Consider the following 13,883-nt stretch of genomic DNA (forward strand, 5'->3'; position numbering starts at 1 on the left):
ACCTAACTCACACCTTCAATCTGAAAGGCTAGTTACTTTATAGGAATGAAAATTCTGTTATGTTTTCATTTTCATTCCTATTAACACACATTCCACTTTTACAATAGGTTTTCTTGATAATATAAATATAATGGTTACAGGTATGACTAATAAAACATAATATTGGTCACTTTCTTTGATCCAATCATAAATAAATGAGTTATAAACATATTCCAGAAAAAACATATGAAAAAGATAAATAGCTAATGTAATGGACCCTATTTCAGTAAAAAATGTATGCTTTTTAGGAACAATACAGAAAAAACAATAAGTTGCTGCTCCCATAACTAAATAAACGATCAACTTATATATAAAACCGAGGGCAATGGAGCCTCCCATTAATTCCTCATAACCTAAACGGCCATAAAACCACTCTCTCCAAGTAGTTTCCCCATAGAAATAAATACCGGTAAAGATTAACCCTAGTACAGCCCAGCCTATTAGGGCATTACTTTTCTTTTTAACCCATTCAAAATGATTTTTTTCTAAAAAATGTCCAACTAAAAAGAAAGGAAAGAAAAAGAACGTTCTCGACAAACTTAACCATTCATTCACTTCACCAAAGTAACCGATTTTTAGAGATACAATTATTGAAAAAACGATTCCATATTTCCTGGACGAAAATATAAACAATAATATATTCCAGCAGAATAAACTTATTAGGAACCATAAGGCCCATCTTGGAGTCAAAATTGTGAATTCAATTGGTTCATCAAATAACTTTTGATAATAGAAGGTATAAATCACCTGGAATATTACATAGGGAATTAATATTTTCTTAATTAGCCCCCAGAGGTCCTTTTTACTTTTTATCTTTCTTGAAAAATAACCGGATACTAAAATAAAAGCTGGCATATGGAATGAAAAAATAAACAAATAAATAGTTAAAATCCATTCGTTTTCTTCCACCATTCTAGCTAATGTGTGTCCCAAAACAACTAGTACGATTAAAACAGCTTTCGCATTGTCAAAATACGGATCACGCTTCATGAATTCTTACCCCCTATAAAGAAACTACTAGTTATATCTTCTAATCCTGAATTATGGTTTGATTGAAAAAGCCGGCTTTCCTCTAATATAGGATTGCCGGCTTTTTACTTAAGGAACTTCTTTGGAGTATCTACCATATCATAGCTTGTTTACAGTATAGTTAATGGAAAATAACAGTTTGATAACAGAGACTTAAACAAAAAACTCCACCCACCAATTGGCTTATGGCGCTAACGCACCCGTTAATGACTTGCCGCAGCGAACAATCACTTCCAAATTCAAATCCCAAGCAGTTCCATACGTTTTCGCCTTACCAAAACGGGTAGTGTATTATATAAGCATGAGTATGATAACGTCTCTCTATAGGAGGAATGTTCATGAATCCGGTCATTTTATTTGATGGTGAATGCAATTTTTGCGATTCGAGTGTCCAGTTCATTATAAAGCGGGATCCACAGGGGCTTTTTCAGTACGCTTCGCTTCAAAGTGAGGCGGGACAAGAGTTGCTGAAGAAGTATAATGTTCCTGCAGATATAGATAGCATGGTCCTGATCGAAAGGGATAAGGCCTACTATAAATCGTCTGCAGCCTTGAGGATTTGCCGCCGCTTAAAAGGGGCATGGAAGTTGCTTTACGGCTTCATCATCGTTCCAAGCTTCATCCGGAACATCGTTTATGATTTCATTGCCAGGAACCGTTACAGATGGTTCGGAAAGAAAGAAGAAAGCTGTATGCTGCCGTCGCCAAGTGTTCGAAAGCGCTTTTTATAAATAGACTTGTAAACATTAATGTTAATTTAATTAATGACCGTGGAGAAATAGTTCGCACTTAGGGGAAGAAAATCAGGAAAAGGCTAATCAAACATCTTCAGAAGTTTGGGTAAAGGAGCAGATAATATTAATAGCAGTTGCCAATGAAAACCCGGAAATTAATTTTAGATACACTTTATACCTCTTTATCGGGAAGTAAACAATTTAAATCGAAGCCCCAAACTGCCATATTAAGCTCGGAATGAAAACACAGATGGAAAAGGTATTTAATTTTCTGCTTTCGTTATGGCTTAGATTATCTCTTTATTGGCATTCTATAACGTAAAAAAGGTAATTCAGCTGAATTACCTTTTTTTACGTTATAGAGTTTCCGGTAAGGCTCTTTAACGAATGTGGTTGGTACACATTAAAGAACAATATTTATGAAGTGTGTTTATATAATTGTTAAGGGTGAGTTATTATTTGCTCAACTTTATTAAGAGTACTAGCATTACTTGGAATAAATTGAGCAGTTAATTGATAGTCTCCTTTTGAAAGCAACTTCGAATTAATTCTTATAGTATACTCCCATGTGTCTCCTTTATTAAAATCTTTTTTATGTTTTTTAGTCGGTTGAGATTCAACAGTAATGATATTCCCCTCTTTAATTGTACTATTCGTTATTGTTTTGAATTCTACGTCTATTTCATTACCTGTAGCAAATTGCAAATTAAAGTTCTTATTTGTATTATTGGTAATTTTATAAGTAAAACTCTCATAGTCTTTTGTTGTCAATTGATGTTCCAGGGATTGTTCGACGTTAAGATCGAGTTTATTGTTCTTTTTATCAATTTGAGCAATGTAGTAGTAATAGGCAAATATTATTAATGAAACAATCACAATACCAATAATGAACTTTCGCACAAGATACCCCCTTCCAAATGTTGAACATTACTTGTTTTATTCTCTCTTTTTTGTTACTCTAACTATTTATTTAGTAACTTTTCACACTGCTTATAGGAGGATTGTCCGCGTAGTCTTTACCCGTTCCTGTAGAAATTCCGTATGAAAAACCTCCTGAGCCACCACCAATAGATGGAGTTATCGTTGTGAAAGCATGAGAATATTCTACTGTTGCTTGTAAAGGTCCATTGTTTTTACTTGAAGCAGATTTAGGTAGATAAATATATTGAGTGAATTTCCCTATATCATCATGTGATCCAGCACGTAGATCTACTTTCCAAGACATACCCGCTTTTAAAGAAGGTTTAAAAACAGTAACAGATTCAGTAATAGGAATTGCACCATAATAAGTATGAGATAATTTACTTGTAGATTTATACCAAGCGTTATCAGTCCAGGCTAGAGCAAAAAGATCCACGTACCGATTTTTTGGCATGCTATTCCAATTATAACTACCATTTATTTTAAACTGTTTTTCATTACTATTCTTAATTCCAAGATAAGACGCACTTACTTTTAGAGTAATACTTCCACCATTCTTTAAATTTTGAGCTTGTACATCCCCACTAATTTCATCTTCCGGCACAAATGTATAAGTAGTTTCAGAATAGTCAGGATTCATTGCTCCTTCAGATATAAACTCTTTCAATTCTTCATTAGTTGTTCCATCAATAGCTTCTTCTGACCAACCAGCTTCAGTTAGAAATGCCAATTCTTCTTCGGTTAATTCATCTTGTTTCGAATCTGTTTGGATGTTATCTGGATTGTACGGTTCTACATATTGAGAGATAGAAGGATCAACATTTACCAAATTATATTTTTTTTGATTTTCTAGTGTTGTAGCGTAGTCTTTTAATTTTGTGCGCATTTCTTTATTATCAAGGTTTGCATTTTGTGACCAAAGAAGGGCTGCAGCTCCTGAAACATATGAGGCAGCTATAGAAGTACCACTTGCTGTTATATGATCGCCATTTAAATCTAAAGTTTGGATATTTACTCCCGGGGCAACCAATTCTAATTGATCGCTATAATTAGACAGTGAACTCATTTGATTATAGAAGTCTGAGGCTCCAACACCAATTACATTATCATAGGCAGCCGGATAAGTAACTTTTTCAGTCCCCTCATTTCCAACTGAAGAAATCATTAAGACTCCTTGATCATAAGCTTTATCAATTACATTTTTCAATATTTCAGATTCTTTAATACCACCGAAGCTCATGTTTATAATATTGATATCTTCTTCAATTGCCCACTCAATTCCTTCAATTATATCACTATATTGTCCTGTACCATTTTGATCAAGTACTTTCCCAACATACAATTTAACATCTGGAGCTACTCCGTGGAATCCAGAATTTTCATATGAAGTTGCAATTATACTAGATACTGCTGTTCCATGACCGTTTAAATCTATAACATCTTCTTCACTATCTATAAATGAAGCTTGCTTTTCTATTACTATCCCAGATTGATTAGAAATCCCGGTGTCTAAAATTGCAAGTTTAATGCCTTTTCCAGTTATACCATTTTCATGAGCTTTATCAGCATTAATTCGTTTTGTTCCCCAACTATATCCATTTTCAAGATATGTTTCTCCATTTAAAGGAGTAGATTGTACCGTTACATCTTCTTCAATCAGTTTTACATTTGGATTTTTCTTTATTTTATATAATTCATCAGCTGTTAATGATGCTTTTGCAATCTTAAAATGCTTGTATTTCCCTTTGATTTTCCCTCCCTCTTTTTCAATTAATTTAGTATCCAATTTTTTATTAAACTCTACTAAATAGTTCTTTTCGCTTTGATTCTTTGCTTTACTTACACGCGGCTGTGAAAAAAATGAAAATATTAAGATAAAAACCGCAATAAATGAAATGATTTTTTTCAACTAACACATCTCCAGTTCAAATTTTTTATTTAAATATTGTATATCAAAAGCAACACCGGATATATTTTACTACAATTTAAATAATTTGGTATATTTTACTCATTTTATTTTAATTATCGTTTGAAATGATGGTCAATAATTAGTTAAATTAAATTTTCCTAAATAACTAATTAGCCAAAAAACAGTAGGAAAAATTGTATGATATAACAAAAGCGATCAATACTGAAATTTCATTGATAATAGCAAATAACTTAATTGCTGCTACACATTGGTCTAGCAGGTTTCAAGCAAAAAAGTGTGCGGATAGTCATACCCAATCTAAAGGATTGCCTCATTTATAATGACTTAATCTTGTTTCACATCTTCTCACAGATTTGGAACAGGTATTTTAACGGGTCTATAATGAAAATCAATACTTTCCTATAACAGAGGCGCTAATAAACAAAAAAGGACGATCGGCAATCATTGCTTTTCGTCCTTTTCATTGTGTAAATGTGGAGTATCTCCATAAATGATTAGCCGTAGGATGCGCCATCATTTCGAGCCCTTTGTTTTCCGCCAGGTGCAGGGGTTCCCAGTCTAGGTCATCTGCCTCCTTGAGGTAGACTTCGTGATGCGGTGCCTGATCATGATAGCCGGCTATATTGATTTCTCCATTTCGGTAAAAGGTCCCGATCACTTTATAATCCACGGCAGGAGAAATGATGATTGGGTTGCCTACAGAGTGTGTCAGCTGGATGGTCGTTTTTTCATGATTGGATAATACGCGCTTCACTACAATGTCTTCATCCGAGGCCACTCCTTCCTCGAGGAAATCGCCATCATGATTGTAGGCTTCACTTTTCCCGACCGCTTTGGAAAATTCAATCTCGGCTTTGCTTTCCTTTTCGTGAATATACACATCGACTCTAGTCCGGAAACGGGGTGATTCAGGATCAAATCCGCGATTGTCACCTTTAAAAATGGGAACCTTCGATGCAAGATTGGGGTTTTTCAGCCACTCTTCCGGTAAAAAGGTGGTATAGCGCAGCTGCCAATTTCTTTTCTTTTTACCGTCCACATCGTTTTCAACTGGCTGTAAAAGCTTTTTTACAGGCCCAATCTTTTTCGTATTCGTTATTTCCTCGATCGCAGCCTGTGCTTGGGATGAACCTTTTTTTACGGCTCCGACAATACTCGCTACAAGGGATTTCACGGCATAGGACTCCTGCTCTGAACGCGGAAGGGGCCGCTTTGCTTTAATGGTATATGTGTATTCCTGATCTTCACTAATACTCCGATCACTGAAGGAACATCCACCCACTTTCCCGATATCCACGCCGTTTCGGTAAATCGTATACTCTTTTATTCCTTTGATGGGCTCCCATTCCAGGCTGGCTTGGCCTCTTGCGACAATCGTGGTGAATACCAAATCCAAAAGGATATTATCTTCTTTTTTATTCTCGGCGGTCGTTGATGTTTGTATTTTCATCCTGTTCACTGCCTGTTCTTTTTCATTCAAGCTATCTATCGTGTACGTATAGATGGTTCCTGGAGTCAGGCCCCTATCTGCAATCTTCGGCTCCGAGCCGCTGTAAATCAGCTCTCGCCCCCTGAATACCCGATAGTAACCGTCTTCATCAGGCCAAATAAGCTTTATGGAATCTTCTTTCCGTTCGATCTTACACATCAATGAAGCCGTTTTGAATACCGCTTGATGCTTCCTCTTATTGGTAATGAGATAAGCAATTCCCGCAAGACCAAGAGCAAGCAATGAATGCCTTGCAGTGAATGTAACTCCGCCTACTTTTAAACGGGGAAATGGATAATGGGCAATCAACTTCTTCATCACCTCTTTCTTTTCTAGGTGTTATTTCTTTACCCACTTTAATCTCCAAGCACACTTTGCAATGTGCTATGGAGGACAACTTACTTGCTGGCATAAAAAAACCGAGGGAATGGTACTCCCTCGGTCATTTATAAGTTTCACTGGATTATATTTTAACGGCGGCTTTTTTCCCCGCCCTTGCGTCCTGCTTCTTCACGGCTCATTTTTCCATCATTGGAACCGTCAGAGCTGCCGTTGCCATCTCGTTGATTGGCTCGTGCCTCTCCGCCTTTTTCGCCAATTTCCTGATAGAATTCCTTGCCATGACTGTCGGATGTCGCTTCTCCGCCTTTTTTACCAATCTCCTGATAGAATTCCTTATCCTGATTTTCGGATGTCGCTTCTCCGCCTTTTTGGCCAATCTCTTGATAGAATTCCTTATCCTGATTTTCGGATGTTGCTTCTCCGCCCTTTTGGCCAATCTCTTGATAGAATTCCTTATCATGATTTTCGGATGTTGCTTCTCCGCCTTTTTGGCCAATCTCTTGATAGAATTCCTTATCATGATTTTTTGCTGTTGTTTCTCCACCTTTACGTCCTGCTTCTTCACGACTCATTTTCTCATTGTTGTTAGCCATTAAAAATTCCTCCTTATTATTTGGATTTTTCATGTACTAGCTACATATGAAATGTACCCGCTTGAACAGCTATAAAACTAGATTCAGCTAAAAACTTCAGGTCGTTTTTTAGCGGCGACTTTTTTCCTCGCCATTACGTCCTGCTTTTCCCTGCTCATTGTTCAATCATCGGACCCATCACGTTGATTGGCTCTAGCCTCTCCGCCTTTTTTGCCAATTTCCTGATAGAAATCCTTATCATGATTTTCGGAAGTGGCCTCTCCGCCTTTTTGACCAATCTCTTGGAAAAATTCCTTATCATGATTTTTTGCCGTCGCTTCCCCGCCTTTGCGGCCAGCTTCTTCCCTGCTCATTTTTTCATTGTTGTTAGTCATTAAAACTCCTCCTTATTATTTGGATTTTTTATGAACTAGCTACAGTTTTATGTATACCCGATAGTTTTGATATAAAACTAGAATCTATTAAAACTTTTCCATTTCAAAAGGAAAAGCATCATGAATGATATCACTCATGATGCTTCCTAACCTACTTGGGAATCCCTTCTCGCAGGCGATTTGGCAGCTCTACAAGGGTTTCATTCAAAGTATCCAATTTCGTTTCAATTCTATGAAGCAAATAAAGGGTAACAATGATCGGGAACCCAATATCACTGACAAATGGCAGAATTTGATCCACTTTTTATTCACCTCACTTCAAGTGTGTCCAACAAAGATGACCTTCCCGTTCGTTAAATAAGTTCCACTTCCTCCACATTCCGCTCGACAAGGCGCGCTACCTTCAAATCGACCAAATTCCCGGAGGATGTAACGAACACATTCCCCGTAATGATTTTTTCCATTGCCTGTTTAACCGTGTTTACTCCGACCGGCTCCTTCGGATTATCAACGGAAATCGTCGCTGACTTTCCTTCCGCTGTAACGAAAATCAATTCCAATACTTTAGCCATTTCTAATCACCTCCCCCTCTTCCGACATCTTTCAAAAAACCGATTAGCCAATCAAAGAATACGTATCCACCCTGGTCACTTCACCCATTGGATAATTCTGTACACTTGCGATTGCAACTGCTGTCGAAAACAACTGGTCCGCCGTCGCCTCGACCCTGATGTTTGAAAATGTCCTCCGCTTGAAAACGAGAGCCCCTTTTTCATTTAACCCCGTCTGAAAATCGATCCGCAATGTACTTGATACTGGAATTTGATTTGCCATATCACTCACCCCCTTTCACACTCTATATAAACTTTTACAGGGATGAAAGTAGCATGGGCTTGAAACTTTTTCAGGGAAACGCATAAAAAGCTCCCCATCATTTGGGCAGCTCTATATCAGTATTTTTAACTTTAGGCTCTTTTCGTAAAGATTGTTGTTTTTAAAACGAAACTATTTAAGGTTGATTGGAGCGGAAGTGCGAGACTCCTGCGGGAGCAGCGGGACAGGTGAGACCTCACAGGCGTTTACGCCGAGGAGGCTCACCGCCCGCCCCGCGGAAAGCGAGCATCTGGAGGGGAAATCAACCACACCGCACTACTTAGTAAATAGCAACAAAGTATGCGAAAACAGCTTAACTTTAAAACCATATCCACATTTTATTACCGGAATTTTAATTATCTACTCAGCAATTGTCTTCTTCTCTCACCAAAAAATCTTTCTCAATTATTAACGGTTTTTCTACAAAATTAATTCTTCTCATTATTTGTTGTATTACTCTCGGGAAAAAGTAAGCTCCAAAGAAAGCACAGACAAAAGCCTGTGACCAAGTTTTTAACCATGTAGATAGGAATATATGATCATAACCCCTATTTATTGAGACTAATATAAATGAAATAAAAAAGGACATACTAAATGCCATTAAAAATGCAAAAATAATTTTTCTGTATTTAACGTTAATATTCATTATTTTTCTACTTCAACTCCTATTTTAATAATTTTAGGTTCCTTGATATTTTTAATTTTCTGTTGTTCTGTTCCCAACTATATTTTATTTCTTCCATTTACATTAGTAAAACCAATTTTTATAATAGATATATTAGAATTGCTAATGCAAAGGGGTTTGTGAGATTGAATTCGTATTATGCTTTTATCAAAACCATAGAAACAGGCAGTTTTACAAAAGCGGCTGAAGAACTAGGCTATACGCAGTCTGCCATTAGCCAAATGGTGCATTCATTAGAGGAAGAGCTTTCCACCACTCTTATTTTACGTTCTCGAAAGGGTATTACACTGACACCGGATGGCGAGGAATTTTTGCCATATATCAGGAAGATTTGTAATTCACATAAGGAACTGACTGAAAAGCATAAAGAGATGGAGGGACTGCAAAGCGGCCTTATTCGAATTGGCACCTTTTCCAGTGTTACATGTCATTGGATACCGGGATTGATCAAAGACTTTAAGGAACTTTACCCAACTGTTCATTTCGAATTACATCAAGGAAATTATACGGAAATCTCAAACTGGATTAAAGAAGGCAGCGTAGACTTTGGCTTTGTGAATTCAAATGTTACAGATCTAACGACGATTCCCTTGCAAAAAGATAAAATGGTGGCTGTAATGCCAGTAAATCACCCTTTAGCATCATCCACTGTAGTCTCCTTGGAGGAATTGCTAAAAGATCCTTATATTCTGTTGGATGAGGGAGTGATAAATGAACCATTAATAATTTTTAAACAGTACAATTTTGAACCTGATACACAATACCGAGTATATGATCCTTATGCGATTATGTCGATGATTGAACAAGAGCTTGGCATTTCAATTTTACCGAAACTGCTCTTACATAAATGTCCCTATAATATTGTAACGAAAAGCATCTCTCCTTCTATTATCCGAACCATTACTTTGGCGTATAAGGATAAAAGGGTATTGCCAATAGCAAGCAGGTATTTTATTGACTTTATTATTGAAAGGTATAGGGAAGTTTAATAAAAATTAATGAAGAGAGTTCCTAACCTCTCCGAATGTTTACCCTTGAACTTTTTGCTTTACTAAATAAAACCTCTTAACTCTGTTGCTGAAGAAATCCTGAGCCTTATCCCGCCCTGGTTGCTTGTTTCATGAATCCTGGAATTTCACTATCGCTTTTGCTTTTCATCTTATTTTCTCTTTAAAGTATTTTTTTATAACTAACATTTTTGGTGCGAAGATCAATTGCAGTTGGCTTTAAATGGCACGTCAAATTCGCCTTTTCTGGGAAATAATAATCACGAAAGGAAGTGGATGTTGATGTCATTAGAATGGTTTGACAGAGTAAGCGGGGAATTGCAGGATCATCTTAAATCAATTTGTGAGAAATACGACCGCAATGGCAGTATGATCGTGGAGCGCGGGTCTAAGCATCCACGCATCGAGTTTTATACAGAGCTGGAAGACGATGAGAGGGAGTATTTTTCCTCGCTGTTTTTTGATCCGTATAATGAAGAATTTTATATGGAATCATTCGATCCGGATTTAGGGCAGATCAGCAAGGTCATCCTTTCGGATATTGAAGATATCGTCGATGCTGTCCATGAGAGCTTCCATAACTATTTGGAAGCGGATGATGATGATGATGATTACGATTATGCATACGAAATGGATATGGATGATGATAATGATGATTTGCATGATCCAGAAAGCGACGATTCCGAAATATACGAAATCGATGTAGATTGGGAAACGCCTGAAGTGACCGCCTATATCCAGGATAATGAAGTCGAGGTCACCTATCAATTCGGTATCGTCCAGGAAACAGGTGATGGTGTGCTGAAACGGATCAATCGGATTCGGACAGCGGATGATGACCTGATAAAGGATGAAACGAATTTCATTTTCAGCAAGGAAGAAGCAAGCACGATCATCGCCATGATAGCCAGTCATATGGATTCACTTAGTGAAATGGAATAAAACCAACAAAACCTTGTCCATGATCATCATGGACAAGGTTTTATCATATAATAATCAGTTCATATACCTCTGATAATTGCGTGACCCGTTCCGTATCACTCGCTTCCTTCGCATGTTTAATTTCCTGAGGAAGAATATGGTTAAGGAGACTGGCTTCTTTACCGGATAGTTTATTGACGAGTTCTTCTTCAGAATGAAAATGTCCGCTTTTGATTTTATTATAAATTTCCTGCGCTTCAGGATATTGGTCCGTATAGTTAGACAATATCTCACGTAAGTAACCAATCGTACGATCCATCAAACCATCCCTCTCGAATGTTAAATTTTTGCTTACATGCTATACCTTCCCCCATTTTTTGATGATAAATTCCTAAAAAAAAGATATCCAAGTCATGGTATCCCTAATCAGTCTTCCTCCCAAAATAAATCATCCAATGTGCGTGATAATGCTTTACAAATTCCGACACATAAACTTAATGAGGGATTATACTTTCCGGATTCAATCAATCCTATCGTTTGCCTGGATACGCCGACAATCTTGGCCAATTCTTCTTGTGACAAGTCCTTTTCTACTCTGGCAAGCTTCAGTTTTATATTTTTCAAGGGAAAGCACCTACTATTTCTTATAATCTTAGCTATTCTTCATTCCGATTTTCTTCGCCAGCAAGTATATACCGCCAAAAAACAGAAGTAAAATCGGCAAATAGATCATAACGGATACAAACGATACCAATACAAAATACCATACACCCTGGGAACTGCTATCGGCATAGGATACAGCACTATTCACGCCCATGAATATAGCGATGATAAGTGCTAAAGCAACCGTCCAAAGAACCGTCTTCCTGCTCATCGGTGTTTTGCTGTTGCGGTCATGCATCTCCACCTCATCCCAGAATACACCTAAGAAAATGGAACGAGCTAAGTAATACAGCCCTCCCGCAACAAGGATCGCGAATTCCAGATATAACTCCCCGCTGCCTGCACCATATTTATATAGTTTGAAAAGTGCACTCACCAGGCAAATGGCCAAAATGACGTAATACATTTCTTTATAAATCTTATTTCTTACATTCTCAACCCGCTCATCCGTTATCTTTTTCGTTCGTTTGAATAGATTCATCTTTGATCGACCTCCAATAATTCCATCGCTTACCCTTATTATATGATTTATCTAACTTTTTGCAACATATATATTACATTTTATAATTTATAAATTGCAAAGTGTATAAAAAAACGTACCCATACATCAGTATGGATACCTCACTAGCCTTATTTAGGGTTTTACTCGTAGTTTTTGGGGATTTACTCGTGAATTCTAGGCTTTTACTCGTGAGTTTTGGAGATTTACTCGTGAATTTCAAGCTTTTACTCGTGAGTTTTGGAGATTTACTCGTGAATTTCAAGCTTTTACTCGTGAATTTTGGAGATTTACTCGTGAATTTCAAGGTTTTACTCGTGAATTCACCATTTTATATAATGCCAAACCAGGTATAGAGGGCAATGATGACAAAGACAGCCAATGATTTTATGATGGTGATTATGAATATGCTGCCATATGATTGCCTATGCGTTAATCCGGTGACGGCAAGCAGGGTGATGACGGCTCCGTTATGCGGAAGTGTATCCATGCCGCCTGATGCCATAGCGACTACACGGTGCATCACTTCAGGTGAGATATTGGCCGCGGCGATTGCTTGATTGTATTTATCGGCCATTGCGCTTAATGCAATACCCATTCCCCCGGAGGCCGACCCTGTTATGCCTGCCAGTGCACTAGTGGTGACAGCGCCGTTGACAAGCGGATTCGAGAACACACCTGATATTCCATCACTGATTTTCGCAAATCCTGGAAGGGCAGCTATGACTCCGCCGAAGCCATATTCCGAACCGGTGTTCATGACGGCAAGCAATGAGCCGCCAATACTGTTGTTCAGTCCTTCTTTCATGTTTTTCGTCACTCGTTTCCAATCATAGGCAAGGGCTGTGATGATCCCGACGATCAGTGCAATCTCCACCGACCAGATTGCAGCATTGGCCGCTACATCAACAGAATAATCTTCTAACCCCATTGCGGAAAAATCAAATCCATCAGGATACCATTTCGGTATGGCTTTAGACAGATAATTATTCATGATCGCAACCAACCCAAGCGGAACGAATGCTAAAATCTGCCGTAATACAGTTTGGTTTGAATGTAAATCAGGAGCGGTCTCCCCTTTTTCCTGTTCAGGACCAGCGGCATTTTCCGCAGCAAACCCATAATACCCTTCCCCTACTTTTTTGGCTCTTCTCTTTCTGCTTTCCAAGTAGGCCAATCCAACCGATAAGACAAAGATGGCGCCTATGATTCCAAGGATTGGAGCCGAATAAATGTTTGTACCAAAGAAGGACGTAGGAATGACATTTTGAATTTGGGGAGTTCCCGGCAAAGCATCCATCGTGAACGTGAAAGCCCCAAGTGCGATGGTAGCCGGCATAAGTCTTTTAGGAATGTCGGCTTGCTTGAACAATTGAACGGCAAATGGATAAATGGCGAAAACCGCAACAAATAAACTCACGCCGCTATAGGTTAAAATCGCACCCAAAAGGACGATCGTCAGCATCGCTTGTTTGGCACCGATCAAGCGGACGATCGTCTTCGCAATCGATTCGGCGATTCCCGACATTTCGATGATCTTCCCGAATATGGCTCCTAATAAAAAGACGGGAAAATAGTTTTTTATGAAAATGACCATCTTTTCCATGAATACGCCGGAATAGAACGGCAAAACATTACCCGGGTCAATGAAAAAAACAGGTAAAAGTGCAAAGATAGGTGCAAATAAAATGACAGAATAGCCGCGGTAGGCTGCAAACATCAATAGCCCCAGCGCCAGCAATATAATCATTAAGTCCATGAAGATCCCCCTAAACATTTATTCC

General features: G+C 38.0%; 16 protein-coding genes and 1 pseudogene. 3 read left to right on the forward strand and 14 right to left on the reverse strand.

Going from position 1 to position 13,883, the window contains the following annotated elements:
* Nucleotides 1–57 precede the first annotated feature (57 nt).
* Entirely contained in the window at nucleotides 58–1,029 is a 972-nt protein-coding gene (locus tag OSJ91_RS22070) for an acyltransferase family protein (RefSeq protein ID WP_485890423.1), read from the reverse strand.
* Between the two features lie 377 nt (nucleotides 1,030–1,406).
* On the opposite strand from OSJ91_RS22070, the gene OSJ91_RS22075 reads away from it, so the two are divergent.
* Complete coding sequence (locus OSJ91_RS22075; protein WP_485890424.1) at nucleotides 1,407–1,799, forward strand: thiol-disulfide oxidoreductase DCC family protein; 393 nt, start codon at nucleotides 1,407–1,409, stop codon at nucleotides 1,797–1,799.
* 444 nt (nucleotides 1,800–2,243) lie between these two features.
* Here OSJ91_RS22075 and OSJ91_RS22080 read toward each other — a convergent pair whose 3' ends face one another.
* From OSJ91_RS22080 to OSJ91_RS22120, 9 genes and pseudogenes are all read right to left on the reverse strand, one after another.
* Nucleotides 2,244–2,702 (reverse strand): hypothetical protein, encoded by a 459-nt coding sequence (locus OSJ91_RS22080; RefSeq protein WP_350299977.1) that lies wholly within the window; start codon nucleotides 2,700–2,702, stop codon nucleotides 2,244–2,246.
* 70 nt (nucleotides 2,703–2,772) lie between these two features.
* A complete protein-coding gene (locus OSJ91_RS22085; protein ID WP_485890425.1) occupies nucleotides 2,773–4,632 on the reverse strand; it encodes a S8 family peptidase in 1,860 nt (619 codons plus the stop codon).
* A 481-nt stretch (nucleotides 4,633–5,113) separates the two neighbouring features.
* On the reverse strand, nucleotides 5,114–6,460 hold the full coding sequence (locus OSJ91_RS22090; RefSeq protein ID WP_485890426.1) for a DUF3238 domain-containing protein: 1,347 nt from the start codon (nucleotides 6,458–6,460) through the stop codon (nucleotides 5,114–5,116).
* Between the two features lie 152 nt (nucleotides 6,461–6,612).
* Nucleotides 6,613–7,077 (reverse strand): KGG domain-containing protein, encoded by a 465-nt coding sequence (locus OSJ91_RS22095; protein ID WP_485890427.1) that lies wholly within the window; start codon nucleotides 7,075–7,077, stop codon nucleotides 6,613–6,615.
* A 176-nt stretch (nucleotides 7,078–7,253) separates the two neighbouring features.
* A pseudogene (locus tag OSJ91_RS22100) lies at nucleotides 7,254–7,451 on the reverse strand (KGG domain-containing protein); the annotation flags it as partial.
* A 151-nt stretch (nucleotides 7,452–7,602) separates the two neighbouring features.
* On the reverse strand, nucleotides 7,603–7,752 hold the full coding sequence (locus OSJ91_RS22105) for a YvrJ family protein (RefSeq protein WP_101223211.1): 150 nt from the start codon (nucleotides 7,750–7,752) through the stop codon (nucleotides 7,603–7,605).
* Between the two features lie 52 nt (nucleotides 7,753–7,804).
* Nucleotides 7,805–8,023, reverse strand: a complete 219-nt coding sequence (locus tag OSJ91_RS22110) for a DUF2922 domain-containing protein (protein ID WP_350299981.1) — start codon at nucleotides 8,021–8,023, stop codon at nucleotides 7,805–7,807.
* 43 nt (nucleotides 8,024–8,066) lie between these two features.
* On the reverse strand, nucleotides 8,067–8,285 hold the full coding sequence (locus OSJ91_RS22115) for a DUF1659 domain-containing protein (protein ID WP_350299982.1): 219 nt from the start codon (nucleotides 8,283–8,285) through the stop codon (nucleotides 8,067–8,069).
* Between the two features lie 403 nt (nucleotides 8,286–8,688).
* Nucleotides 8,689–8,970 (reverse strand): DUF2798 domain-containing protein, encoded by a 282-nt coding sequence (locus OSJ91_RS22120; protein ID WP_350299983.1) that lies wholly within the window; start codon nucleotides 8,968–8,970, stop codon nucleotides 8,689–8,691.
* Nucleotides 8,971–9,134: 164 nt separating this feature from the next.
* On the opposite strand from OSJ91_RS22120, the gene OSJ91_RS22125 reads away from it, so the two are divergent.
* Nucleotides 9,135–9,998, forward strand: a complete 864-nt coding sequence (locus tag OSJ91_RS22125) for a LysR family transcriptional regulator (RefSeq protein ID WP_485890428.1) — start codon at nucleotides 9,135–9,137, stop codon at nucleotides 9,996–9,998.
* 300 nt (nucleotides 9,999–10,298) lie between these two features.
* Nucleotides 10,299–10,958, forward strand: coding sequence for a hypothetical protein (locus OSJ91_RS22130; protein WP_485890429.1), 660 nt, complete (start codon nucleotides 10,299–10,301; stop codon nucleotides 10,956–10,958).
* Nucleotides 10,959–11,001: 43 nt separating this feature from the next.
* On the opposite strand, the gene OSJ91_RS22135 is transcribed toward OSJ91_RS22130, so the two are convergent.
* From OSJ91_RS22135 to OSJ91_RS22150, 4 genes are all read right to left on the reverse strand, one after another.
* A complete protein-coding gene (locus OSJ91_RS22135) occupies nucleotides 11,002–11,256 on the reverse strand; it encodes a sigma-G-dependent sporulation-specific acid-soluble spore protein CsgA (protein WP_101223217.1) in 255 nt (84 codons plus the stop codon).
* A 107-nt stretch (nucleotides 11,257–11,363) separates the two neighbouring features.
* Nucleotides 11,364–11,561 carry a helix-turn-helix transcriptional regulator gene (locus tag OSJ91_RS22140; protein WP_034309784.1) on the reverse strand — a complete coding sequence of 66 codons (198 nt, stop codon included), beginning with the start codon at nucleotides 11,559–11,561 and terminating at the stop codon, nucleotides 11,364–11,366.
* Between the two features lie 28 nt (nucleotides 11,562–11,589).
* Nucleotides 11,590–12,081 (reverse strand): DUF6773 family protein, encoded by a 492-nt coding sequence (locus OSJ91_RS22145; RefSeq protein WP_485890430.1) that lies wholly within the window; start codon nucleotides 12,079–12,081, stop codon nucleotides 11,590–11,592.
* Between the two features lie 349 nt (nucleotides 12,082–12,430).
* Nucleotides 12,431–13,858 carry a GntP family permease gene (locus OSJ91_RS22150; protein WP_485890431.1) on the reverse strand — a complete coding sequence of 476 codons (1,428 nt, stop codon included), beginning with the start codon at nucleotides 13,856–13,858 and terminating at the stop codon, nucleotides 12,431–12,433.
* Nucleotides 13,859–13,883: the final 25 nt, after the last annotated feature.

The sequence above is a fragment of the Bacillus sp. T-10(2022) genome (genome assembly GCF_056502895.1).

Bases quoted from the DNA above. Each gene is read 5' to 3' on its own strand.
- OSJ91_RS22070 (WP_485890423.1), bottom strand. From the start codon at position 1,029: ATGAAGCGTGATCCGTATTTTGACAATGCGAAAGCTGTTTTAATCGTA.
- OSJ91_RS22075 (WP_485890424.1), top strand. From the start codon at position 1,407: ATGAATCCGGTCATTTTATTTGATGGTGAATGCAATTTTTGCGATTCG.
- OSJ91_RS22090 (WP_485890426.1), bottom strand. From the start codon at position 6,460: ATGAAGAAGTTGATTGCCCATTATCCATTTCCCCGTTTAAAAGTAGGC.
- OSJ91_RS22095 (WP_485890427.1), bottom strand. From the start codon at position 7,077: ATGGCTAACAACAATGAGAAAATGAGTCGTGAAGAAGCAGGACGTAAA.
- OSJ91_RS22110 (WP_350299981.1), bottom strand. From the start codon at position 8,023: ATGGCTAAAGTATTGGAATTGATTTTCGTTACAGCGGAAGGAAAGTCA.
- OSJ91_RS22115 (WP_350299982.1), bottom strand. From the start codon at position 8,285: ATGGCAAATCAAATTCCAGTATCAAGTACATTGCGGATCGATTTTCAG.
- OSJ91_RS22120 (WP_350299983.1), bottom strand. From the start codon at position 8,970: ATGAATATTAACGTTAAATACAGAAAAATTATTTTTGCATTTTTAATG.
- OSJ91_RS22130 (WP_485890429.1), top strand. From the start codon at position 10,299: ATGTCATTAGAATGGTTTGACAGAGTAAGCGGGGAATTGCAGGATCAT.
- OSJ91_RS22135 (WP_101223217.1), bottom strand. From the start codon at position 11,256: ATGGATCGTACGATTGGTTACTTACGTGAGATATTGTCTAACTATACG.
- OSJ91_RS22145 (WP_485890430.1), bottom strand. From the start codon at position 12,081: ATGAATCTATTCAAACGAACGAAAAAGATAACGGATGAGCGGGTTGAG.
- OSJ91_RS22150 (WP_485890431.1), bottom strand. From the start codon at position 13,858: ATGGACTTAATGATTATATTGCTGGCGCTGGGGCTATTGATGTTTGCA.